General features: G+C 37.5%; 21 protein-coding genes. 19 read left to right on the top strand and 2 right to left on the bottom strand.

Annotation, left to right across the window (positions count from 1 at the left end; genetic code table 11):
- Positions 1-6: 6 nt before the first annotated feature.
- From KHA97_RS00760 to KHA97_RS00770, 3 genes are all read left to right on the top strand, one after another.
- Entirely contained in the window at positions 7-729 is a 723-nt protein-coding gene (locus tag KHA97_RS00760; protein WP_213122897.1) for an AzlC family ABC transporter permease, read from the top strand.
- Positions 726-1,037, top strand: a complete 312-nt coding sequence (locus KHA97_RS00765) for an AzlD domain-containing protein (RefSeq protein ID WP_213122898.1) — start codon at positions 726-728, stop codon at positions 1,035-1,037. The genes KHA97_RS00760 and KHA97_RS00765 overlap by 4 nt, the downstream gene beginning before the upstream one ends.
- A 163-nt stretch (positions 1,038-1,200) precedes the next feature.
- Complete coding sequence (locus KHA97_RS00770; protein WP_213122899.1) at positions 1,201-2,481, top strand: M48 family metallopeptidase; 1,281 nt, start codon at positions 1,201-1,203, stop codon at positions 2,479-2,481.
- 35 nt (positions 2,482-2,516) lie between these two features.
- On the opposite strand, the gene KHA97_RS00775 is transcribed toward KHA97_RS00770, so the two are convergent.
- Positions 2,517-2,744 carry an IDEAL domain-containing protein gene (locus tag KHA97_RS00775; protein WP_213122900.1) on the bottom strand — a complete coding sequence of 76 codons (228 nt, stop codon included), beginning with the start codon at positions 2,742-2,744 and terminating at the stop codon, positions 2,517-2,519.
- 207 nt (positions 2,745-2,951) lie between these two features.
- Here KHA97_RS00775 and KHA97_RS00780 point away from each other — a divergent pair, with 207 nt between their 5' ends.
- The 8 genes from KHA97_RS00780 (at position 2,952) to rbsK (ending at position 9,797) form a co-directional block, all read left to right on the top strand.
- Positions 2,952-3,518, top strand: a complete 567-nt coding sequence (locus KHA97_RS00780; RefSeq protein WP_213122901.1) for a competence protein ComK — start codon at positions 2,952-2,954, stop codon at positions 3,516-3,518.
- A gap of 251 nt (positions 3,519-3,769) precedes the next feature.
- Positions 3,770-4,777 (top strand): LacI family DNA-binding transcriptional regulator, encoded by a 1,008-nt coding sequence (locus KHA97_RS00785; RefSeq protein ID WP_213122902.1) that lies wholly within the window; start codon positions 3,770-3,772, stop codon positions 4,775-4,777.
- 56 nt (positions 4,778-4,833) lie between these two features.
- Positions 4,834-5,796, top strand: a complete 963-nt coding sequence (locus tag KHA97_RS00790) for a nucleoside hydrolase (protein WP_213122903.1) — start codon at positions 4,834-4,836, stop codon at positions 5,794-5,796.
- 22 nt (positions 5,797-5,818) lie between these two features.
- Positions 5,819-6,418: an ECF transporter S component gene (locus KHA97_RS00795; protein WP_213122904.1), complete on the top strand. Its 600-nt coding sequence runs from the start codon at positions 5,819-5,821 to the stop codon at positions 6,416-6,418.
- 65 nt (positions 6,419-6,483) lie between these two features.
- Complete coding sequence (locus tag KHA97_RS00800; protein WP_325167392.1) at positions 6,484-7,227, top strand: energy-coupling factor transporter transmembrane component T family protein; 744 nt, start codon at positions 6,484-6,486, stop codon at positions 7,225-7,227.
- The gene (locus KHA97_RS00805; protein ID WP_213122905.1) at positions 7,224-8,090 is read left to right on the top strand and encodes an energy-coupling factor ABC transporter ATP-binding protein; all 867 of its coding nucleotides are present in this window, start codon (positions 7,224-7,226) and stop codon (positions 8,088-8,090) included. Before KHA97_RS00800 ends, KHA97_RS00805 begins: the two co-directional genes overlap by 4 nt.
- A complete protein-coding gene (locus KHA97_RS00810) occupies positions 8,083-8,904 on the top strand; it encodes an energy-coupling factor ABC transporter ATP-binding protein (RefSeq protein WP_213122906.1) in 822 nt (273 codons plus the stop codon). Before KHA97_RS00805 ends, KHA97_RS00810 begins: the two co-directional genes overlap by 8 nt.
- Before the next feature lie 5 nt (positions 8,905-8,909).
- Positions 8,910-9,797 carry a ribokinase gene (gene rbsK, locus KHA97_RS00815; protein WP_213122907.1) on the top strand — a complete coding sequence of 296 codons (888 nt, stop codon included), beginning with the start codon at positions 8,910-8,912 and terminating at the stop codon, positions 9,795-9,797.
- A 33-nt stretch (positions 9,798-9,830) separates the two neighbouring features.
- Here rbsK and KHA97_RS00820 read toward each other — a convergent pair whose 3' ends face one another.
- Entirely contained in the window at positions 9,831-10,214 is a 384-nt protein-coding gene (locus KHA97_RS00820) for a hypothetical protein (RefSeq protein WP_213122908.1), read from the bottom strand.
- Positions 10,215-10,406: 192 nt separating this feature from the next.
- On the opposite strand from KHA97_RS00820, the gene KHA97_RS00825 reads away from it, so the two are divergent.
- From KHA97_RS00825 to KHA97_RS00860, 8 genes are all read left to right on the top strand, one after another.
- Positions 10,407-12,395: a S9 family peptidase gene (locus tag KHA97_RS00825; RefSeq protein WP_213122909.1), complete on the top strand. Its 1,989-nt coding sequence runs from the start codon at positions 10,407-10,409 to the stop codon at positions 12,393-12,395.
- 163 nt (positions 12,396-12,558) lie between these two features.
- Positions 12,559-15,207, top strand: a complete 2,649-nt coding sequence (locus tag KHA97_RS00830; protein ID WP_213122910.1) for an alpha-L-rhamnosidase — start codon at positions 12,559-12,561, stop codon at positions 15,205-15,207.
- 346 nt (positions 15,208-15,553) lie between these two features.
- Positions 15,554-16,387, top strand: a complete 834-nt coding sequence (locus KHA97_RS00835) for an alpha/beta hydrolase (RefSeq protein ID WP_213122911.1) — start codon at positions 15,554-15,556, stop codon at positions 16,385-16,387.
- 165 nt (positions 16,388-16,552) lie between these two features.
- Entirely contained in the window at positions 16,553-17,680 is a 1,128-nt protein-coding gene (locus KHA97_RS00840) for a Gfo/Idh/MocA family protein (protein WP_213122912.1), read from the top strand.
- A gap of 23 nt (positions 17,681-17,703) precedes the next feature.
- Positions 17,704-18,528: a sugar phosphate isomerase/epimerase family protein gene (locus tag KHA97_RS00845; RefSeq protein WP_213122913.1), complete on the top strand. Its 825-nt coding sequence runs from the start codon at positions 17,704-17,706 to the stop codon at positions 18,526-18,528.
- Between the two features lie 15 nt (positions 18,529-18,543).
- Positions 18,544-20,781 (top strand): glycoside hydrolase family 3 protein, encoded by a 2,238-nt coding sequence (locus KHA97_RS00850; RefSeq protein ID WP_233713266.1) that lies wholly within the window; start codon positions 18,544-18,546, stop codon positions 20,779-20,781.
- Between the two features lie 211 nt (positions 20,782-20,992).
- On the top strand, positions 20,993-22,075 hold the full coding sequence (locus KHA97_RS00855) for a Gfo/Idh/MocA family protein (RefSeq protein WP_233713267.1): 1,083 nt from the start codon (positions 20,993-20,995) through the stop codon (positions 22,073-22,075).
- A 183-nt stretch (positions 22,076-22,258) separates the two neighbouring features.
- Positions 22,259-22,867 (top strand): TVP38/TMEM64 family protein, encoded by a 609-nt coding sequence (locus KHA97_RS00860; RefSeq protein WP_213122915.1) that lies wholly within the window; start codon positions 22,259-22,261, stop codon positions 22,865-22,867.
- Positions 22,868-23,116: the final 249 nt, after the last annotated feature.

Raw genomic sequence — 23,116 nt, forward strand, 5'->3', positions numbered from 1 at the left:
TAGAGGATGGAAGCTTCGGTGCCAAAAGTGAAATATACAGAATTTCGCCGGGGGCTTCAAGAAGGGATGAGCATTGCAATTGGTTACGCTCCAATTGCATTGACGTATGGCCTGCTCGCAAAAACAACTGGGCTAACATTGTTCGAATCGGTTTTAATGAGTTTGGTTTTATATGCGGGAGCATCTCAATATATTGCGCTTAACATGTTTGCGCTTGGAACGGGTGCTGCCGAAATGATCTTAACAACATTTATTGTTAACATAAGACATTTCCTTATGTCCGCTTCACTCAATGAAAAAGTTGAAGAAGAAGTTCCTTGGAAAAAAGCGATATATGCGTTTGGTGTGACGGATGAAACATTTTCTGTTGCCGCCACTAAAACTGAAACGGTTTCGACGGGATATTTATTTGGCCTAAATTTAATCGCGTATATGAGCTGGGTTGTTTTCTCTGGTGTAGGCTTCGGGATAGGTTCAGGACTTCCTCAAGTCTTACAAGAAAGCATGGCTATCGCTCTTTACGCCATGTTTATCGGCTTATTAGTTCCTTCATTGAAAAAAAGTGCGAAAGTCGCCTGTCTTGCGCTGCTAGCTGCGGTGTTTAACAGTATTTTCGTTTTTTCTGAAATCATTAGTAAAGGATGGGCCATTGTAGTGGCAACTCTCCTATCTGCTATTTTAGTAGAAATAGTAGAAACAATGAAAAGAAGGGGGCGGAAAGAGGTATGAGCAGTTCGATCATCGTTTTAACGATCATTGGAATGGGCTTAGTTACATATATTCCGAGGATGATCCCTTTTGTCATGTTTCAGGGGAAGGAGTTGCCACCCTTTATCCAAGGAGTTTTAAAAAATGTTCCGTACGCAACTCTTGGTGCTTTAATATTTCCTGCTGTATTTTTTATTCAGGAAGGGAATATTCTTTTTGGTGTTGTTGGAATGGCGGCAGCATTTCTCATCGCAATTATAGGAGCCAATGTCATCTTAGTTGTTCTTGGATCTATCGCCATCCTTAGTGCATATTCTTGGTTTTTCTAATTTAAAAAATCTATAGAAATAACGCCACTTGATTGGTCAAGTGGTGTTATTAAATTTCATTTTTATCATGTTTTTGTTTAATACATAAAATATTAATACTCTAGTTCTAATTAAAGTTTTTTATTCTACATATAATAAGAGATGGACAAGGGGGGATATTTCATTGATTAGGAAATGGGCGATGCGGGCAATTATAGCTTATCTAATATTTGGAGTAGCTATATTCTTGTATTTATTTTATTGGGCCGATACATCAATTCCCCATGCTCTTAAAGGAACGAGTGCTGATCCAGCAACTTTCCTAAATGGCAGGGAATTACAACTTAGCGAAGAATATTCACGAATCCGTAATTTTATGTTTTTTATAGCAACGCCTTATGAATGGCTATTTTATTATTTAATTTTAATATTTGGACTTTCAGCTATTTTTGAGAATTCGGCGAAGCAAATATCTAAATTTTTCTTAGTAAGAAATGCCATTTACTTATTTTGGCTTTCACTTGCATCATTTGTAGTCATGTTTCCGCTTAGCTATTTATCGTATACTATTTCCAAATCATATAATATCTCTACCCAGCTTTTCTCGGGATGGATGAAGGATAAGTTTATCGATTTTTGGGTCCAGTATGCAACTATGTTTATTATCATAACTGTTTTATATGCATTGATGAGGAAATATAAAAAGCGCTGGTGGCTTGCGGCTTGGGTCGTATCAATTCCATTTTCGATTTTTATGATGTTTATCCAACCAGTCGTCATTGATCCTTTATACAATGATTTTTATCCTTTAAAAGACAAACAACTTGAAGCGAAGATTTTAGCCATTGCAAAAGAAGCCAATATACCTGCAAATCATGTGTATGAAGTAGATATGTCAACGAAAACGAATGCTCTAAATGCATATGTAACAGGGGTTGGCTCCAATTCTCGAATTGTATTATGGGATACGACCTTAGATAGACTGACCGATGAAGAAATCCTATTTATTATGGCTCATGAAATGGGACATTACGTTGAGAAACACATTTATTTTGGGATTGCTGGATATTTGCTCCTCACTTTTGTTGGACTATGGTTGACGGCAAAAATAATGGAGAAATGGATTTCGCGAAGAGGGAAAGACTGGAAAGTTGATAAAATTACAAATATTAGTTCACTCCCAGCATTCCTACTGATTACATCCATCCTCCTATTTTTGGCAAGCCCTCTTACTAACTGGGTTTCACGATACCAAGAAACGAGGGCAGACACGTATGCTATAAAAATGACCCATGATAAAGAAGCTGGAATCCGAACTTTTCAAAGCCTGACAAAATCAGGGTTAAGTCAAGTAAAACCTCCAGTATTAGTTAAAATTTTCCGATATGGGCATCCAACGATGCTAGAAAGAATAAAAATGATTGAAGACTACCCGCTGCAAGATGCGAAAAGTGAAGATAAATAAAAAAATCCCCCTTCAAAAAGGGGGATTTAACATGTCTATTGACCCAAAAGATCAATTAATTCTTTCGAGAGCTTTGTAAAAGTTTCTTTATCATGTAGATCAAGCGCACGGTCAATATCCTCGCGAAGCTGTTTCTCACGTCTTTGCAAAAGCAGACCGTTTAGGAAAAAATCTGCGTACCATTCCATAGCATTTGTTTCATTTTTATTCTGGGTCATCGTATACTCTTTAAGCAGTTCCTGATAAGATTTCCTCTTTTCCATCGATGATCACCTCTGAAACTTTTTTTAATTATACCCGGATTGGGCGGAAAAATCAACAGAACAGTGTAAATTTTCTGATGAGTAAATCGAGTTCGAAAATAAATAATTGATTTTTATACTATTATCTGATTTTTTTAAAAAATAGTGACATTAGACCTATATTATGATATGGTTAATTTGTAATATTTTAGTGAAAGGAGTAAAAAAATGTTAAAAGAAAGTTTGTTGATGGAAGAGTATGAAATTAATCCGTACACTATGATGATCAAACCGTACATAAAGGACAATGAAGTGTACTCAGAAATTTTTGAACTGGAGGATCAATTCCTAGTTCCAGAAAAACCATTGGATATCGTAAAAAGAGGTTGTGAATACTTTGGCAGCTCTTTTAACGGGAGGAGAGATGGAACGAAGACACTTATAATGGTTACCCACAAAGCGCCCATCATTATTGACCCCTATACCTCAATATATTTTATTCCAACCACATCACCGACTAGAACAGAGTGTATATGGCTTTCCCATGATCATATCACTTCTCATCAAAAAGGAAGTAATAATAATACGATTATCCAATTTCGTAATAAGCAATGCTTCGAAATTCCTATTTCTTTCAGTTCGTTTGGAAATCAGCTATCCAGGACTGCGCAACTACGAATTAGTTTCCAACAAAATATCGAAAGAATGGAGATGTATTCTTCACTTCCTTCAAGATCCTTTAATATGAAAGCAGCTGAATATAAAAAAACATATAGTATTATAAGAGAAAAATAATGTAAAAGTTGGAGCTTGTTAGGAAATTGCTAATTTCTTAACAAGCTTTTTTCTTTTAAATCTCTTAAAAGTAATAGAATATTTCCAATCCAGGAAGAGTGCTCTTAAGCAAACTCTACTAACAAACATATCAAAAAAAATATATTGACATTTAAATAGAATCGCAATATGATTTTATCAGAAAACGTTTTCGTAAAAGGTTTTCGTAAAACGCTTTCTTTAACAGTAAACCTATTATAGGGGAAGATTGCATGAAAAGATTGACCATTAAAGACATAGCGGAAAAAGCGGGAGTTTCTATTACCACTGTTTCGCGAGTGTTGAATCAAAAAGAGGAGGGAATGTCCCAAAAGACACGTGAAAAGGTACTCAAAGTAATGGAGGAGGTGGACTTCCAGCCTAATCAATTTGCTCGAGGTCTCGTAACGAAGCGATCAAAAACATTTGGTTTAATTGTTCCCAATATATCTAATCCATATTTCCCTGAACTTTGCCGTGGGGTAGAAGATGAAGCGAATGAAAGTGAATATAGTCTTATCATCTGTAATTCTGACGATCAAACAGATAAGGAAAAGCGATATTTGCGACTTTTAGAAGAACAACAGGTAGATGGGATTATTTTTTCAGCAAAAGATTATTTAGATCCTTCAGATGAAGAGCAATTATCACGTGCAAAAATTCCTTTTGTTCTTATAGATAGAGGGAAAGAGGAGAAAAAACATTCCGGAGTATTTTTGGATAATGATAAAGGTGGATATCTAGCAGGAAAACACTTAATAGAATTAGGTCATAGAAATATCGCATGCATCATAGGACCAAGGTCCATTGCATTGTCCAATGATCGTCTCGAAGGTTTCCAAAGAGCTTTGCGTGAATCAGGTGTAGAACTGCTGCCCTCTCATATTATCGAAGGGAATTTTCAGATGGAAATGGCATACCATAAATCCAAAGACCTTCTTATGAAAAAAGAAGTCACAGCTATTTTTGCATGCAATGATATGATGGCCTGTGGTGTTTATCGTATGGCTCACGAACTTGGGATTCGTATTCCAACAGATTTGTCGATTGTAGGTTTTGACGATATACCGTTAATATCTGCTTTAATACCAAAACTAACTACTATTAGGCAGGATACTTACCAAATGGGTAGAGAGGCTGTAAAACTATTAATCCAAAAACTCGACAATATCGAAACGACATCCGTTCTATTTAATCCGACGTTAGTAGTTCGTGAAAGTAGTACACCACCTAATGTATAATTGGAATTTTTCATAATAGACAGCATGAATATAGATGAACTCGAGGAGTGAATTCGATGAAAAAAATACCTGTAATTATTGACTGCGATCCTGGAATTGATGATGTTATGGCACTATTACTAGCTTTTTCTCGAGATGAGTTGGATATTAAATTAATTACAACTGAACCAGGGAATCAAACTCAAGACAAGACGATCTATAATGCTAGGGCTTTTACAAGCTACATGAAACAAGATATTGAAATTGCAAGAGGGTTAAATGAGCCTTTTTTCCGTGAACTAGAGGTTGCGGATGAGGTTCATGGAGAAAGTGGATTAGGAGAAGTCATTTTTCCTGAGCCAAGTTTGGTTGAAAGTAAAAGAACAGCCATTAATGCATTAAATGCTGTTTTAACAGAAAGCGAGGAACCAGTCGTTCTAATCGCAACTGGTCCACTTACGAATATTGGTGCACTATTGCTTGCTCATCCTGAAGTAAAAGAAAAAATCAGCTATATTTCATATATGGGTGGTGCTGCTGTCGCAGGCAATATGAGTCCTTTTGCAGAATTTAATGTATATGTAGATCCACATGCAGCCGACATCGTTTTTCGTTCAGGAATTCCAATTATCATGAGCGGGCTTGATGTCACTCATAAGGCATATGTCAATATGGATGAGTTAAGCCAAATTGAAAGTATGGGTACAGATTTATCGGAGAAAATTGGTTCAATGCTTCGTTTCTATATACACGCTGCAAAAAACAATGATTTCCAAGAAACAGATTTCGAAAATGGCATTCGTTTGCATGATCTATGCGCTGTTTCTTATGTAGTCACTCCGGAATTTTTTGAAGGAGAGGATTGCTACGTAGCTGTAGAAACAGAAGGACGCCATACTGCAGGAGCGACAGTTGTGGACTACGCTCATCGTTCAGGAAAACCTCATAATGTTAAAGTATTGCACTCAGTAGACCGTGACGCTTTTGTAAATCAATTTATGGAAGCGATTAAAAAAATGGGCCGTCACATCGGTCAATAATTTAAAAAAGGTGGGAAACAAGATGAAACGTAGTTTTAAAGATGATTTTAATATGATGTCGATGCTTCTCATTCCAATTGGCGTCGCAGTAAACATTGTTGGTTTCCAAATTGCAAACGTTTTAAGGCTTCCTATATTTCTTGATACGATTGGAACCATTTTAATCGGTGTCGTTGCTGGTCCTTGGGTAGCATTACTTGCTGGATTAATCACAAATCTGATCAACGGTATATTCAACCCTGTTTATTTTCCCTATGCTATTACATCGATGGCGATTGGTGTTGGAGTAGGGTTCTTGTCTAAAGGGGGAATGTTTAAAAATATTCCTAAAACGATTGTTTCCGGTATTATTATTACATTAATTGCGGTTATAGTATCCGCTCCGATTACAGTGCTTGTCTTTGGGGGAGCTACTGGAAATACATCATCTCTTCTTACAGCAACACTTCTTGCTTCTGGACAACAAATTTGGAGCGCGGTATTTGCTTCATCCTTTGTCTTTGAAATTGCCGACAAAATTGTTTCTGCTCTTATCGTATACTTTATTGTAAAAAAAATGTCAGACCGCTATCTATCAAAAATGAATTACGGACTTCTTTATATGAAACGCGGCGGCAAATAAATTTTCTATCTACTCTTTCCGTTCTTAGGAGCGGAAAGAGATACTTTTTCTGAGGAGGATTCATAGTGCAGAAAAATTTTATCCAACAGCTGCATCCGATGACTAAATTCTTTTTTGCTTTGTTTGTATCTGTTGCCGTTCTTATTATACCAGGTTATTTATTCTCATTTATAAGCTTTGCCGTTTTACTTGTAGTTGCAGCAGCGGCAGGTGTAATAAAAGAATTTTTTGGAACTGTATTGAAAACTTTGGTATTTTTGCTAATCATTATTTTCCTTATGCAGCTCTTTTTCTATCCAGGTGATCATGTAATTGGACAGTGGGGAATATTCAAATGGACTGAGGAAGGTTTGAATTACGGATTAACGCTTACTTCTCGCATTCTTGCAATGGGGTCTGCATTCATTTTATTTTTCCGCTTGACGGAAGTTCGCGACTTTGTAAAATCACTTGAAGATGCTGGTCTGCCTCCTATGGGAGCATATGTTGTATTATCTACATTGCAAATTATTCCAGAAATGCGTCGCCAGGCGAATACAATTATGGATGCTCAAAAAACACGTGGAGTAGAAACAGAAGGATCAATGTTGATTAGAGCAAAAGCATTTATCCCAACCTTAACTCCTCTCATTTTATCATCCATCTCAAGTACAGAAGAACGAGCAATTACTCTAGAATCAAGAGCGTTTTCCGCTCCAACTAAGAAAACAAGTTTGCATAAGCTGACAAAAAGTGCAGCGGATCGAATTCTACCGTTTGTCTACATTATTATTTTAGTAGGAATGGTGTTATGGAGGATACTCGCATGAATTCTATCATTGAAATGAAAAACGTCTCATATCGTTATCCAGTCAGCGATGATAAGATTATTAAAAATGCTTCTTTTTCCATTGAAAAAGGAAAATTTACCGCCGTGATCGGAAATAATGGATCAGGTAAAACGACACTTTGTAATATTATCCGTGGATTCATTCCACATTTTTACAAAGGAGAGCTTGAAGGGGATGTCATTGTCGACGGAAAAAATATTGTCGACTACCAATTAGGACAGTTAGGCGAAAAAATTGGGTATGTCTTTCAAAACCCTTTTATCCAAGTATCAGGAGTAAAAGATACGGTTTTTGATGAAGTAGCATATGGGCTTGAGAATTTAGGGGTAGAAGAAAATGAAATTATAGACCGTGTAAATGAAATTTTAAAACTCGTGAAAATCGAGCATTTACGTGATAAACATCCAATGGGGCTTTCAGGCGGACAACGTCAACGTGTCGCCCTAGCATCAATCATCGTGATGAATCCTGATATTCTTGTTATTGATGAACCAACATCCCAATTAGATCCAATTGGAACAGAGCATGTATTTGATATTATTAGGCTCATGAAAGAACAGGGAAAAACCATTATCCTAGTAGAACATAAAATGGACTTGATTGCTGAATACGCGGATAATTTGATTGTCCTTCACGATGGTGAGATTGTTTTACAAGGGCCGACCCGAGAAGTATTTGCAGATCCCCAATTTGGAGAATATAACATTCAATATCCACATGTAACAGAAGTTGCTCTCCATCTACAGCAAAACGGTGTTACATTAAATTATGTTCCAATTCGCGATGAAGAATTACCTGAGAGCATTGGTTGGACAAATATAGGGGAGGGTGCTCATGACTGAAATTAAATTGAAAAATGTTAGTTTCGCTTATCCTGATGGAACAAAAGCGCTAGAAAACTTGACCCTAACTGTTCCAAGTGGCCAACGTCTAGCTATTATTGGGCAAAATGGGGCCGGAAAAACGACTGCTGTAAAATTAATGAATGGACTTTTAAAACCAACGGAAGGAGATGTTTTTGTAGGGGATTGGAATACAAAAGACTACACTACAGCTCAAGTATCTCGAAAAGTTGGTTATGTCTTTCAAAATCCGGATGATCAAATCTTTCACAATGATGTGGAATCTGAAGTCCAGTTTGGCCCTAAAAATATGGGTTTTGAACAAGAGCGTATAACGGCGTTGACAGAATGGGCGATGGAGTTATGCGGAATTAGTCATGTTTCTCATGAAAATCCTTATAATTTGCCATACTCCGTTCGTAAATTTGTTACGATTGCTTCCGTTTTAGCGATGGATTCAGATGTTATTATTTTGGACGAGCCAACTGCCGGCCAGGATCGGGTTGGATTGGATCTCTTAAGTAACCTCCTCAATGAGCTGGAGAAAAAAGGAAAGACGGTTATTACCATTACGCACGATATGGAATTTGTAACAGACTATTTTTCTCGAATTGTTGTCATGGCAAATCGAAAGATTATTGCGGACGATAATTCGGAGCATATCTTTTACAATCATGCAATTTTAGAAGAAAGTATGCTGAAACCACCAGCAGTTGCGAAAATGGCGACCTTATTGGGCTTGGAAAAAGGTATTTTGACAAAAGGCCAATTATTATCCGTATTAAAGAAAAGAGATCTTACGAGAGGACGATAAAGGGCATGGATATTTCATTAGTCGGGAGTATTAATATAGATCTTGTTTATCGTGTTCCTTATGTTGTAAATAATGGAGAAACACTTCATAGCACGTCCCATAGTATCCACTGCGGCGGGAAAGGGGCTAACCAAGCTGTGGTGGCAAGCCAGCTAGGAGCAAATGTTCATTTTATTGGAAAAGTTGGCGAAGATGATTTTGGTATACAAGCTCTAAATAATTTAAAAGATAAAGGCGTATACATTGATTCTGTCCAAAAAGAAGGAGCTACTGGGCAAGCGATTATACAAGTGACAGATGCAGGGGATAATGCGATTGTTTTGTTCCCCGGCGCAAATTTTTTAGTGACTCCAAATCAAATTGAACAGGAAGCTGATCTCATTTCAGCTAGCAAGGCACTCCTTCTCCAGCTCGAGGTTCCATTGGATACAGTCAAAAAGGCTGTAGAAATTGCAGCTCAGCATGGGAAAATCGTTATCCTTAATCCTGCACCTTCGCAAAACTTGCCAGATTCTTTGTTAAAAAATATTACGTTTTTAACTCCCAATGAAACCGAGCTTGCACAGTTGACAGGTATTGAAACGACAACGGAAGAAAATATTCGGTCAGCATGCAGCTTATTATTGGATAAAGGGGTCGGAACTGTAGTCGTTACACTTGGATCTAAAGGTTCTTTTTATATGAATCGTGAAGAAAGTGGCTGGGTTCAATCGCTACGTGTTGATGCGGTAGATACAACTGGAGCGGGAGATGCTTTTAATGGAGCATTGGCAGTAGGAATTTGCAGGGGTGATTCGCTTCGAAGTTCGATAGAGTTTGCCACGAAAGTTGCCGCTTATGTTGTTACTCAAATGGGTGCACAACCACTTATCCCACAATCAATTATAGATTAACCATCGTAGCTCTTCGTATTTGTTGCGAAGCAGCTACGCTTTTTTTTCCAAGTGTGTGTTTTTATACCTCTCAAATAAGTAATAACGGAGCAATTCTTCTGTTCTATTTCTAAGCCTAGGATTAAAGTAATTATGTTCTTCTTCGTAACCTTTATAAACGAACATATACATTGTAAACGCATCATCTGATTTAAGACGCTCTACCTTAATGTTATTTTTATGCAAATACCTTTTTACTTCAGCTAAATCTTTCTGAATTGCTTTCATTGTTTCTTCAATTAATTCCAGATATGGTTTTTTCAATTTAAAGGAGCTTGTATTTACTACAATTAAATCCCGGTTCAATACGGTGAGCAACATAGGCAAATAAATGGCCTGCTCAATGATATCTCGGTCCCCGGTTGGGATTCTTGTCATTTGTAATGCACCTCCAAAATAGAACGTACGTTCCCTTATATGATACTAAGAAAAAATGTGTATAGCAAGATGTAAATGCTGCCATCACTAAAATGGGCTCAAAAAAATTTTCTCCTTTACGAGCAGGAAAAATACTTAGGGTGTCGAAATATTGTACAATGGAATAGAATTGACAAGAAAGGGCGATAAATCATGACATCTAAACAAGGGATTAAACCTGAAGATTTATATCAATTAAAATCAGTGGCAGACCCACAACTATCACCAGACGGAACAGAAGTAGTATATGTTGAAACACATATTGACGAAAAGAAAAAAGACTATGTTTCTAATTTATTTTACATAAACTTGAATGATAAAATTCCTCAGCAATGGACATTTGGAGAACATAAAACGAACTCAGCTGTTTGGTCGCCAGATGGCAGTAAACTAGCATTTGTATCAACGAGAAATGGAAAACCGCAAATTTTTGTTCTTCCAAAAGCAGGAGGAGAAGCGAAACAAGTGACGGATTGCAAAAACGGTGCAACATCGCCAGTCTGGTCACCTTGTGGAAAGAAAATTGCTTTTTCGGTAAGATTAGGAAAAGACGAGACTGTTAACGATAAACCTGAAAAAGATCAGAAGGAAGACAAAGAACTAAAACCGCTTGAAATTGAAAAAATGAAGCATAAATCAGATGCAGCTGGATTTATTGATATGGAGCAATTTTCACAAATTGCGACGGTTAATCTAGAATCTGGAGATGTGGAGCTTGTTGTGGAAGGAAAACATAATTATCAGCTTGGTACATGGTCTCCAGATGGAAAATATCTTGCTTATACTGCAGACTTAACAGAAGATCTAGATTTTTCATTTATGAGTGATATATATTTATTAGATTTAGAAACGAAAGATACCCGCAAGCTTACGGAAGGTTCGGGAATGTTTTATCAAACGTCTTGGTCTCCAAACAGCCGCTATATTGCGTATGTCGGAAGTGAAAGAGAATTTGAAAATGCAACGCATGCTAAGCTATGGATCTATGATTTGGAAAATGACAATAAAACATGTGTAACGAGTGATTTCGATGCGCCTGTCGGTGATTTTGTTGCCGCGGATTTCCTTCAAGGTGTCGCTGCACCTCGAGTTCAATGGTTAGAAGATAGTGAAAGTTTCTATTTCCAAGTAACAGATCACGGAAATACATCCATTTATTTTGGCAATCTCTCCGGTGAGTTATATCCAGCAATTAATGATGATCAATACGTATATGGTTTTTCACTCAATCAGAAAAACGATAAAGCGGTTGTCGCTATTAGTACGACGACAAATCCAGGGGATTTATTTTGTGTAAATTTAAATACTGGTGAAAAAGAACAACTTACAAACGTAAATGAAGAATTTTTAAAAACGAGAGAATTATCTGTTCCAGAAGCGATTGAATTTGAAGGAGCAGATGGCTGGAAAGTAAGCGGCTGGATCATGAAACCAGTTGGATATGAAGAAGGAAAAAAATATCCGCTTATACTTGAAATTCATGGTGGCCCACACGCCATGTATGCAAACACGTATTTTAACGAATTCCAAATTCTTGCTGCTCAAGGTTTTGCGGTTCTTTACACGAATCCTCGAGGAAGCCACGGATATGGTCAGAATTTTGTTGATGCGGTTCGCGGCGATTATGGCGGCAATGATTATAATGATTTAATGGCCGCTGTCGATTATGCATTAGAAAAGTATGATTTTATTGATCAAGATCGTCTTGGTGTAACAGGTGGAAGCTATGGCGGCTTCATGACAAATTGGATCGTCGGACATACAAATCGCTTTAAAGCAGCTGTTACCCAACGTTCTATTTGTAACTGGATTAGCTTTTACGGCGTAAGTGATATTGGCTATTACTTTACCGATTGGCAAATTCTCGCGGGACTAGACGACATCGAAAAGCTATGGAACCATTCACCGCTTAAATATGTAAACAACGTAGAGACTCCGCTGCTCATTTTACACGGTGAAAAGGACTATCGCTGTCCAATTGAACAGGCTGAGCAATTGTTCATCGCTTTAAAACATCGTAAAAAAGAAACAAAATTCGTACGCTTCCCTGAATCCAATCACGAACTTTCAAGGAGTGGAAAACCAACATTAAGAATCAATCGACTTGAGTATATTAGAGATTGGTTTGTAAAATATTTATAATAAGATGAATGGCTTAAGAAGTGACAAACACTTCTTAAGCCATTTTTTTATTTCAAAAAAAATAAAACAAAAACAAAAATACATATACAAAAACAAACAAAAAATGGTACATTAATATCAGAATAATAAAAAAGCTCTATCTATAAAGGGAGGGAAGAATGCTATGTTTACCATTTCAGATGTTCGAACTGAGTACAAGAAAAATCCAATAGGAATTGATGTTAAGAAACCAAGAATTAGTTGGAAGTTGGAATCGGATCAGAGGGGAATTGTTCAAAGATCCTATCAAATTCAGGTTGCAGAGGATCAAAATTTTGAAAACAAACTTTGGGATTCTGGAGAAGTGGAGTCTGATAAGAGCATCCATATTGAATTAAAGGATATACAGTTGAATGCACGAACACGTTACTACTATCGTGTCCAAGCTTGGAATCAGTACGGGGAAAGAACAGGATGGTCGGAAATTTCGTTTTGGGAAACCGGGTTGCTTAATAAGGATGAATGGATGGCTGAATGGATTAGTGCTCCAAGTGATTTGGAATTATTTGATGACTCTCAAAGCCCAGTTTTGCGCAGAAGCTTTAGTCTAAATGCTCCTGTAACATCCGCACGTATTTATGCAACCGCTTTGGGAATTTATAATCTGCAACTAAATGGTCAAAAGGTTGGGGATGCTTATTTCACTCCTGGTTGGACGAATTATCAGGAAAGGCTGCAGTATCAAACATATGATGTAACTACCCTGCTTCAATCCGGAAACAATGACATTGAAGCTATGTTTGGCAATGGTTGGTATAAAGGTGAACTTGCATGGTCTGGAGCAAATTCACATTATGGAAACCGTCTTGCGCTTCTATTTCAAATGCACATTTCACTAAAAGATGGTACAGAAATAGTTATTCATTCAGACGATCAATGGGAAGCCGCTGCAAGTCCGATACTAATGTCAGAAATATATCATGGTGAAACCTATGATGCCCGATTAGAACAGAAAGAAAAGACTTGGAAACAAGTTGATGTCATTTCCTATACAAAAAATATTCTTGTTGCGCAAGAAAACGATCACGTTCGTAAAATTGAGGAGGTCGCTCCAATTGCATTGATTACGACCCCAAAAGGCGAAGTTGTCCTTGATATGGGACAAAATATGGTTGGCTGGGTCCGTTTTTCGATCCAAGGGAAAGCTGGTCAAGAGGTGCAATTGATTCATGCTGAAGTACTGGATAAAGACGGAAATTTCTATATGGATAATATTCGTACAGCAAAACAAACGAATCGTTATATTTTTAAAGGCGATCAAAAAGAAACATTTGAACCGCATTTTACGTTTCAAGGATTCCGTTATGTTCAGTTGATTGGATTTACAGAGGATCAACTTCACTTAGATAATTTCACGGGTGTTGTGCTTCATTCCGATATGGAGCCTACTGGCAGCTTTGAATGTTCCGACCCAATGATTAATCAGCTGCAGCATAATATTTTGTGGGGATTAAAAGGGAATTTCCTTGATGTGCCAACGGATTGTCCACAGCGAGACGAAAGGCTAGGGTGGACAGGGGATGCCCAAATGTTTATCCGAACGTCTACTTTTTTAATGAATGTAGCACCATTTTTTACGAAGTGGTCAAGAGACTTAGAAAGTGATCAAGCAGAAGATGGTGGGGTTCCTTTTGTTGTGCCAAATGTTCTTGGAAAGAAAGGATCAAAAGAATTTCCGCCGCCCTTTAGTTCTGCTGCCTGGGGAGATGCGGCAGTCATTTGTCCGTGGACCATTTATCTCGTTTATGGAGACAAGAGATTACTAGAAGAGCAGTACGATAGTATGAAGGCTTGGGTTGAATATATTCGCAGCCAAGGAGACAATGAATTTTTGTGGAATACGGGCTTCCATTTTGGAGATTGGCTTGCCCTTGATTCAAAGCCAGATAGCTATGTCGGAGCTACTGACCGAGATTATATTGCAACAGCGTTTTATGCATATTCCACTTCCTTGCTTCAAAAAACAGCTGAGATACTAGGGAAATCTCAGGATGCGGAGCAATATGCTGAGCTTCACGCTAATATAATTAAAGCATTTAACGAAGAATTTGTAACGCCTGCTGGCCGCCTATCAGTGTCAACGCAAACAGCCCAATTACTTGCTTTAATGTTTGAATTAGTAGAAGGAAAAGCAAAGAAAAGAGCAGTGGGAAAATTAATGGAATTACTGAAAGAGAGTGATTTCCATTTAACAACGGGGTTTGTAGGAACGCCTTACTTAAACCATGTATTAAGCGAAAATGGTCAAAATGATGCGGCCTATAAACTGTTGTTTCAAAAGGATTATCCATCTTGGTTATATCAAGTCACAAAAGGTGCCACTACCATTTGGGAGCATTGGGATGGCATAAAAGAAGATGGAAGCTTTTGGAGCGCCGATATGAACTCCTTTAACCATTATGCTTATGGTGCAATTGGCGATTGGTTATATCGTAAAGTGGCAGGAATTGATATGGATGAACAAACACCAGCTTACAAGAAGAGCATCATCAAGCCGCTTCCAGGAGAAGGACTGTCGTTTGCCAAAGGAAAACTAGAAACAATGTATGGTACGATTTCCTCGAGTTGGACAAAGCATGTGGACGGAAGGATGGAGGTGGAAGTAACAATTCCGGCTAATACAACAGCTGAAATTATTCTTCCTAATGCTTCTGGGAAACAAATATTTGAAAGTGAGCTTCCTTTAGATCAATCTAACGGACTTTCGGTAGTTAGTGATAACGATGAAGTGAAAGTATTGGCCGGATCTGGAAAATATCGTTTTGTTTATTAATCTTTTAATTGATAATTCTAATGGTAGATACCATCTAGATAAGATTATAAGTAAGTAACCTACCAATATGGGGTATGGTTACTTTTTTTAGTAATCTATACTTCCTGAAAGCTTTCCATAGTAGTGGTTGTTTAATTTGAATATGATTTTTCTTTAATATTTCTATAGTAATAGGATAGATAATTCTATAAAATCAAATATAAAGCGCTTGCAATGGGCGGGATAAGGAAGAAAGATTAAGGAAATTTACCTTTCTGACAGAGCAGCTCAAGGAGGAAAATGACTAAAGAAAGTACTAGTATATGATTGATAAGAATAAATGAAATAACACAAAGGGGTCTAAAAGATGGCTTTATTACAAGTAAACTTTATGTCAAAATCGCTAGCAAGAACGGTTCCAATGAATGTCATACTACCTGTAGATAAAATGACGTTTCCAGGAACGCAAGTAAGGGAGGATAAGCCGTACAAAACATTGTATTTGCTCCATGGTGTATTTGGCAATTATACAGATTGGGTCACTGGAACAAATATTCAAAGATGGGCAGAGGAAAAGGACCTTGTTGTTGTCATGCCCTCTGGTGATAATATGTTTTATGTGGACAATCCAGGAGTTAACAACTTTTATGGAGAGTTTATCGGCAAGGAACTGGTTGAGATAACAAGAAAAATGTTCCCACTTTCCCATAATAGAGATGATACGTATATCGCAGGTCTTTCGATGGGGGGCTATGGGGCGATTAGAAATGGTTTAAAATACCACGATACATTTGGCTATGTAGCTGGTCTGTCTTCAGCCCTTATTACTGACGGGATTGAAAATAGAACGAATGACGTGTCATTTTTTCTAGAAAGTCGTGATTATGCAGAATGGTGTTTTGGAGACCTTACCAAAGTTTCTGAAAGTGATAAAAATCCAAAATGGCTAGCCAACAAGCTAGTAGAGGAAAATGCGAATATACCAAAAATCTACATGACTTGTGGGGATAACGATTCCCTTCTTGGGCTAAATCAGGATTTTAGAAATTATCTATATGGACTAGGCATAGAGGTTACATATGAAGAGGGACATGGTGCTCATGATTGGGATTTCTGGAATCGATATATTAAAAAAGTAATAGATTGGCTACCTTTGGAGCAAAATGTAGCAGGTATTAATAGCGGAAATGTTGGAATCTAATATGTAATGTTTATTAATATGAATCCGATTATCAGGACTTGAACCTACTTACTGTTTTTTAAACAACTATAGAAACTTTAATAATTTTAAAGGAAAGAAATTAGATTTGTAGAAAATTAATATAATATGGAGATTTTTATTTTGATTTAAGTTGGAGGTAAAAGGATGAGAAAAGTAAAAGTCGGTGTTATCGGCTGCGGGATGATTAGTGCAATTTATCTTAAAAACTGTACTCAAGTTTTTAACAATGTTTTAGAAGTAGTGGCGGTGGCAGATTTAGTTCCAGAGTTAGCAGCGAAGCGTGCAGAGGAGTTTAATGTTCCTATTTCTTGTTCTGTTGAAGAATTGCTAGATAATCCCAATATTGAAATCGTTATCAATTTAACTGCTCCTGTCGTTCACGCTGCCATTAATTTGCGAGCGCTTAATGCAGGGAAGCACGTGTATACCGAGAAACCTTTTGCTCTTAATCGCGAAGATGCTGATGAGGTGCTGAATTTAGCAGAATCAAAAGGTTTACTTGTTGGATGTGCGCCTGATACTTTCTTAGGAGCAAGCATTCAAACTTGTATTAAATTAATTGAAGATGGAGAGATTGGGCAACCGTATGCAGCAAATGCTTCTATTATTATGGGAAGTGCTGCCGATGGGATGCATCCTAATTTTCAAAATTTCTTAAAGCTCGGCGGAGATCCGCTTATGGATATGGGACCGTACTATTTGACGGCATTAGTTGCCATGTTAGGTCCTGTAAAAAGAGTAACTGGTTCTGCACAAAAACTATATGAAGAAGTTACCATTACGAATGAAAAGTCCCCGCGTTTCGGTGAAACCTTCCCAGTAGATGCACCAACAAACGTAGCAGCGACTTTAGATTTTCATAGTGGAGCAGTGGCCAATCTTCAAGCAACTAAGGAAAGCTTTGGCTATCGCCCAAGACTTGAAATTTTTGGAACGAAAGGTAATTTGATCGTTCCGGATCCGAACTTCTTTGGACCTATCCCAGGATTCATTGGCGATGTTACAATTCAATATCCGAATTTTGAAACGAAAACGATTCCTCTTACCCATAGTTTCAGTGAAGATAGTAGGGGAATTGGGGTTGCTGATATGGCATATGCTATTCAATCAGGGAGAAAACATCGAGCAAGTGGTCAATTAGCAAGACATATATTAGATATTTCATTAGGAATTTTCGAATCATCAGAGAGTGAAAAACACATCCATATTCAATCAATGATAGACCGTCCAGCAGCATTGCCGCTCGGCCTACAAGATAATGTTTTAGATTAATAATTTGCGAGGATGATAAATATATGAAAAAGTTTCCTATTGGCGTTCAGCCTTACACGATTCGTGAAGCGATGAGTAAAGATTATGTAGGTTCAATAAAAAAAGTAGCTGAAATTGGGTACAAAGGGATAGAACTTGGTCTTCCTCCAGAAGGCATGACCATTCAAGAGCAAAAATCACTTTTAGATGGATTGGGACTCAAGGTTGTCGGGACACATGCGGGATTTGATTCTTTGGATTTTGAAGTAGATAAAATTGCAGATTATCTTGAAGAAATGGATGCTGAAAAGTTTGTAACGGTATCGATGATTTTTAAATCCAGAGAAGATGTTTTGGAAAAAGCAAAAAAAATGAATGAAGTAGGCGAACAGTTCCGCAAGAGAGGTGTGACGTTCTTATACCATAATCACCATTGGGAATTTTTTAAAGTAGATGGAGAATATGTACTGGATATTTTACTACATGAAACAGACCCTGAGTTCGTGCAAACAGAACTGGATACATATTGGATCAGAAGAGGTGGAGAAGATCCCGTCGAGTATCTTCGCAAAGTAAAAAATCGAGCCCCGCTTCTTCATATTAAGGATATGAAAGCTGGAGGAGAAGATATTTCGAATGGGTTTGGAGAAGGTTTCTTAGATCTGAGAGAACTTTTTGCACAAGGTGTCAAAGAACCATTTGCAGAAATTGGTGAAGGGATCCTTGATTTTAAGGAAATCGCTAATACAGCAGAGGAAATCGGTACGAAATGGTTAATCGTTGAGCAGGATGAAAGCGATAGAGATCCATTTGAAAGCTTGAAAATAAGCTATGACAATCTTATGAAAATGGGATTAATAGAATCATAAGAATGGAGAATGACTATGCCGATAAAATATGTGAAAAATGAAGGAGGACCTACTCTTGGATATTCAACTGAATCCGGGGTCGGGATACTGGAAGTAGATGGTAAGTTTTTTAAAGATTTAAACAAAGATGGCAAACTTGATAAATATGAAGATTGGCGTCTTTCACCTGAAGAAAGGGCTAAAGATCTCGCTTCTAAAATGTCGATTGACCAAATCGCTGGTTTGATGCTTTACAGCAGCCATCAAGCGATTCCTGCATCAAAAGGTTTTTTTCCTGGAACATTTGACGGGAAACCTTTCGATGAAAGTAATGCCAAACCTTCCGATTTATCTGATCAACAAAAGGATTTTCTTATCAATGATGATTTACGTCATGTATTAATTACGACTGTGGAAAGTCCTAAGATTGCAGCAGAATGGAGTAATAAAGCACAAGCTCTTGTAGAAGGGATCGGATTAGGAATACCGATTAATAACAGTTCTGATCCGCGCCATGCTTCCATAGCAAGCGCTGAATTTAATGCCGGTGCTGGCGGGGCCATTTCAATGTGGCCTGAAACACTCGGACTTGCAGCAACCTTTGATCCAAACCTAGTAAAGGAGTTTGGGGAAGTTGCTTCGAAAGAATATCGAGCTCTTGGAATTTCAACAGCATTATCTCCCCAAATTGATCTAGCGACAGATCCTAGATGGATGAGATTCAATGGAACGTTCGGGGAGGATCCAAAGTTAACAACTGACCTGGCACGTGCTTATATTGACGGATTCCAAACATCGGATGGTGAAAATGAAATTACGGATGGTTGGGGATTTGAGAGTGTAAACGCAATGGTTAAACATTGGCCAGGCGGGGGATCTGGAGAAGGTGGGAGAGACGCACACTGGGGGTTCGGTAAATACGCAGTATATCCTGGTGATAATTTCGAAGGACACCTCATTCCCTTTACGGAAGGCGCCTTCAACTTATCTGGAAAAACGAAGATGGCATCTGCGGTCATGCCTTATTATACGATTTCATATGATCAAGATGAAGAAACAAAAGAAAATGTTGGGAATTCGTATAATAAATACATCATTCAAACGCTTCTTCGTGAAAAATACGGCTATGATGGTGTCGTTTGTACGGATTGGATGATTACGGGAGATGAACCTGAGTCGGTTGATATTTTTGCTGGAAAGTCCTGGGGTGTGGAACACCTAACTGTCGCTGAACGCCATTATAATGTATTGATGGCTGGAGTCGATCAGTTTGGTGGAAATAACGAAGCGGGTCCCATTATTGAGGCATATGGAATGGGTGTAAAGGAACATGGCGAGGAGTTTATGAGGCAGCGTTTTGAACAATCCGCTGTTCGACTTCTGTTAAATATTTTTAGATTAGGACTTTTTGAAAATCCTTATTTAGTTCCGGATCAGAGTGCTGAGCTTGTTGGAAATGCTGATTTTATGAAAAAAGGGTATGAAGCCCAATTAAAATCACTTGTTTTATTAAAAAATCAGGAAGACGTGTTGCCAATACAAAAAGGAAAGACGGTTTATATACCGAAACGCTATATTGCAGAAGGCAGAAGTTGGTTTGGACATGTTATACCTGAAAGACTGGAATATCCGATTAATCTAGATATCGTGAAAAATTATTATAATGTGACAGATAATCCGGACGAAGCTGACTTTGCCATTGTCGCTATCACAAACCCGGAAGGATCTGGTTATAGCCGGGAAGATGTTGAGGCAGGAGGAACTGGGTATGTTCCAATCAGCCTGCAGTACAAGCCTTATAAGGCAGAATATGCTCGGGAAAAAAGTATTGCAGGTGATCCGAGAGAGGTACTTGATCGAAACTATCGAAATAAGTTGTTCACTCCACCAAATACGACTGACCTTGATTTAATAATGGAAACAAAAAAAGTAATGAAAGGAAAACCGGTTATAGTCTCACTTTTACTTTCAAAACCTGCTGTTGTAGAAGAATTTGAAAAAGAGGTAGAGGCAATCATTGCAAACTTTGGAGTTCAAGATCAAGCGCTGCTCGACATCATCAGTGGGAACAGTGAACCATCGGGACTTCTTCCTATGCAAATGCCAGCAAATATGAAAACGGTTGAAGAACAATTCGAAGATGTTCCACATGATATGGAATGTTATATAGACTCTGAAGGAAACACATATGACTTTGCTTACGGACTTAATTGGCAAGGAGTAATTAATGATAACCGTACTGTAAAATATAGAAAAGAAAAAATAGAAAAGTAGAAATCTATAGAGGGATATAAAAAATATGCAGCGGAATTAGGCTGGAACTAACATATGAGGAAGGTTCAAGAGGTCATGATTGGCAATATTGGGACACAAATATTAAAAGAGTTCTCGAATGGCTTCCTTTAGAAATCAATACGGTTTTGTCATAAATTAAGGCAGTATTTTAGCTGCCTTTCATTTCATAAGAAAATGAGGGGATTGGATCATGCAAATTTTAAAAGTTGGGATTATAGGTTTAGGGGAAGTAGCGCAAACGATTCATTTGCCTATATTAGAATCTCTTAAAAACAAATATGAAATCAATGCTATTTGCGATATATCTGAAAGATTGCTAGAAACGATGGGAGAAAAGTATCAAGTTAAGAATCGATATACAGATGCAATGGAGCTAACAAAGCAAGAGGATCTTGATATAGTATTCGTCCTCAACAGTGATGAATACCACACGGAATGTGTCGTGTCAGCTGCAGAAAATAAGAAGCATGTATTCGTTGAAAAGCCGATGTGTTTAACGATGGAAGATGCTGATAAAATAATTGAAGCGCGTGATGCAAATGGTGTTCAAGTGATGGTAGGTTATATGCGACGTTTTGCTCCAGCTTTCATTCAAGGTGTGGAAGAAGTAAAAAAAATAGAGAAAATTAATTATGCGAGAGTACGAGATATTATTGGTCATAATCATTTATTTATAGAACAATCACACAATGTCCTTCGCTTTAATGATATTGGTGAAGAGGCGAAGGCAGATCGGTCAGCAAGAGCTAGAGCAATGGTTCAGACTGCAATAGGAAACGTTCCGAGTGAAATCCAAAACGCTTATCGCCTTTTATGTGGATTAAGCAGCCATGATTTATCAGCCATGAGGGAGTTAATCGGTTTTCCTAATCGTGTCGTGTCGGCTACTCAATGGAATGGAGGCAGCTTTATAAGTTCCATTTTTGAATATGATGGTTTTTGCACGACTTTTGAGACAGGTGTAGATAATCTTAGGAGATTTGATGCTCATTTGGAGGTCTTTTCAGATGCAAAACAAATAAAAATACAATACAACACACCATATATTCGTCAATTGCCTACAACTCTATCTATTAAAGAAACAATTGGAGAAGAGCTGGAAGAAAGAACGATTAGACCAACATTTAAAGATGCCTATACGGAGGAATTAGAGTATTTGTATGATGTTATAGCAAAAGGTAAGACACCTAAAACAACTCCAGAGGATTTTAAAGAAGATTTAAAGCTTTTTAAAATGATCGTAGATGAGCTTGTTAAAACTTACAGAGATTAATGAAGTAGAGACAATCCAAGTTATCGCTTAGGATTGTTTTTCTTTTTGAATTGGATTAGCACAAAACACAATTGGGTATTCTGTAACAAAGGATGAAGAATTTTACCTTTATATTATGATATAATTTACATTATTTATAGAAAGCTTAATCTTTATCCTGATAGCGTGAATTGAGGAATGTTCATGGATTTCTATTCAATCAAAGAATGGTTTACACTTGACAATGTAGTAGATTTAATTGATAAATACCGATCGTTTGGACCTCTTCCGGGAATTTTATTACCTTTATTGGAAGCTTTCCTACCATTCTTACCTTTATTTCTTTTTGTTATGGCTAATGCAAATGCATTTGGCTTAGGTTGGGGATTCTTTTTATCTTGGTTAGGAGCTTCGCTAGGATCACTACTCGTTTTTTTGCTTATACGAAGGTACGGGGAATCCCGTGTATTGCGCTTTTTACATAGGAATAAGAATGTGCAGAACTTAACGGCATGGATAGAAAGACGAGGCTTTGGTCCACTGTTTTTATTATTATGTTTTCCTTTTACACCGTCGGCCATTGTAAATATAGTTGCAGGACTTTCTAAAATAAATGTATACCAATATATACTTGCCGTTATTTGTGGAAAAGCCGTTATGATTTTTACTTTAAGCTTTATTGGCTATGACATCGTTTCTTTGATTAAACAGCCAATTCGAACAGGGATTGTTCTCGTTATTATTTTCATTCTTTGGTACGCCGGAAAGCATATTGAGAACAGAATGAAGAACAGGGCACATACTCGAGGATAAAAAGTTGTCTTTATGACAGCTTTTTTATTTTACTAAAAACCTGAGTCCATAAATGTCAAAGAGTAGACTTTTTAACTCAGAACATTTCCTTTAAGAAGACTAACAGAATACGGTCCGGAAGGCGCAATAGAGAAAGACGAACATCGACTAAAAGCCCCACATCCAGTGGGCATGTACGTCCATAAACAGGTGCTTAGGCTTTGTTTTTGGGAATGTATGTTCGTTGTGGTATAATAATTTCATGTCATA

This window comes from Lederbergia citri, from assembly GCF_018343625.1.
GTDB classification, from domain to species: domain Bacteria; phylum Bacillota; class Bacilli; order Bacillales; family Bacillaceae_C; genus Lederbergia; species Lederbergia citri.

Excerpts from the sequence above, each read along its gene's own strand:
- KHA97_RS00760 (WP_213122897.1), top strand. The coding sequence starts at position 7 with ATGGAAGCTTCGGTGCCAAAAGTGAAATATACAGAATTTCGCCGGGGG.
- KHA97_RS00765 (WP_213122898.1), top strand. The coding sequence starts at position 726 with ATGAGCAGTTCGATCATCGTTTTAACGATCATTGGAATGGGCTTAGTT.
- KHA97_RS00775 (WP_213122900.1), bottom strand. The coding sequence starts at position 2,744 with ATGGAAAAGAGGAAATCTTATCAGGAACTGCTTAAAGAGTATACGATG.
- KHA97_RS00780 (WP_213122901.1), top strand. The coding sequence starts at position 2,952 with ATGTTAAAAGAAAGTTTGTTGATGGAAGAGTATGAAATTAATCCGTAC.
- KHA97_RS00785 (WP_213122902.1), top strand. The coding sequence starts at position 3,770 with ATGAAAAGATTGACCATTAAAGACATAGCGGAAAAAGCGGGAGTTTCT.
- KHA97_RS00790 (WP_213122903.1), top strand. The coding sequence starts at position 4,834 with ATGAAAAAAATACCTGTAATTATTGACTGCGATCCTGGAATTGATGAT.
- KHA97_RS00795 (WP_213122904.1), top strand. The coding sequence starts at position 5,819 with ATGAAACGTAGTTTTAAAGATGATTTTAATATGATGTCGATGCTTCTC.
- KHA97_RS00805 (WP_213122905.1), top strand. The coding sequence starts at position 7,224 with ATGAATTCTATCATTGAAATGAAAAACGTCTCATATCGTTATCCAGTC.
- KHA97_RS00810 (WP_213122906.1), top strand. The coding sequence starts at position 8,083 with ATGACTGAAATTAAATTGAAAAATGTTAGTTTCGCTTATCCTGATGGA.
- rbsK (WP_213122907.1), top strand. The coding sequence starts at position 8,910 with ATGGATATTTCATTAGTCGGGAGTATTAATATAGATCTTGTTTATCGT.
- KHA97_RS00820 (WP_213122908.1), bottom strand. The coding sequence starts at position 10,214 with ATGACAAGAATCCCAACCGGGGACCGAGATATCATTGAGCAGGCCATT.
- KHA97_RS00825 (WP_213122909.1), top strand. The coding sequence starts at position 10,407 with ATGACATCTAAACAAGGGATTAAACCTGAAGATTTATATCAATTAAAA.
- KHA97_RS00830 (WP_213122910.1), top strand. The coding sequence starts at position 12,559 with ATGTTTACCATTTCAGATGTTCGAACTGAGTACAAGAAAAATCCAATA.
- KHA97_RS00835 (WP_213122911.1), top strand. The coding sequence starts at position 15,554 with ATGGCTTTATTACAAGTAAACTTTATGTCAAAATCGCTAGCAAGAACG.
- KHA97_RS00840 (WP_213122912.1), top strand. The coding sequence starts at position 16,553 with ATGAGAAAAGTAAAAGTCGGTGTTATCGGCTGCGGGATGATTAGTGCA.
- KHA97_RS00845 (WP_213122913.1), top strand. The coding sequence starts at position 17,704 with ATGAAAAAGTTTCCTATTGGCGTTCAGCCTTACACGATTCGTGAAGCG.
- KHA97_RS00850 (WP_233713266.1), top strand. The coding sequence starts at position 18,544 with ATGCCGATAAAATATGTGAAAAATGAAGGAGGACCTACTCTTGGATAT.
- KHA97_RS00855 (WP_233713267.1), top strand. The coding sequence starts at position 20,993 with ATGCAAATTTTAAAAGTTGGGATTATAGGTTTAGGGGAAGTAGCGCAA.
- KHA97_RS00860 (WP_213122915.1), top strand. The coding sequence starts at position 22,259 with ATGGATTTCTATTCAATCAAAGAATGGTTTACACTTGACAATGTAGTA.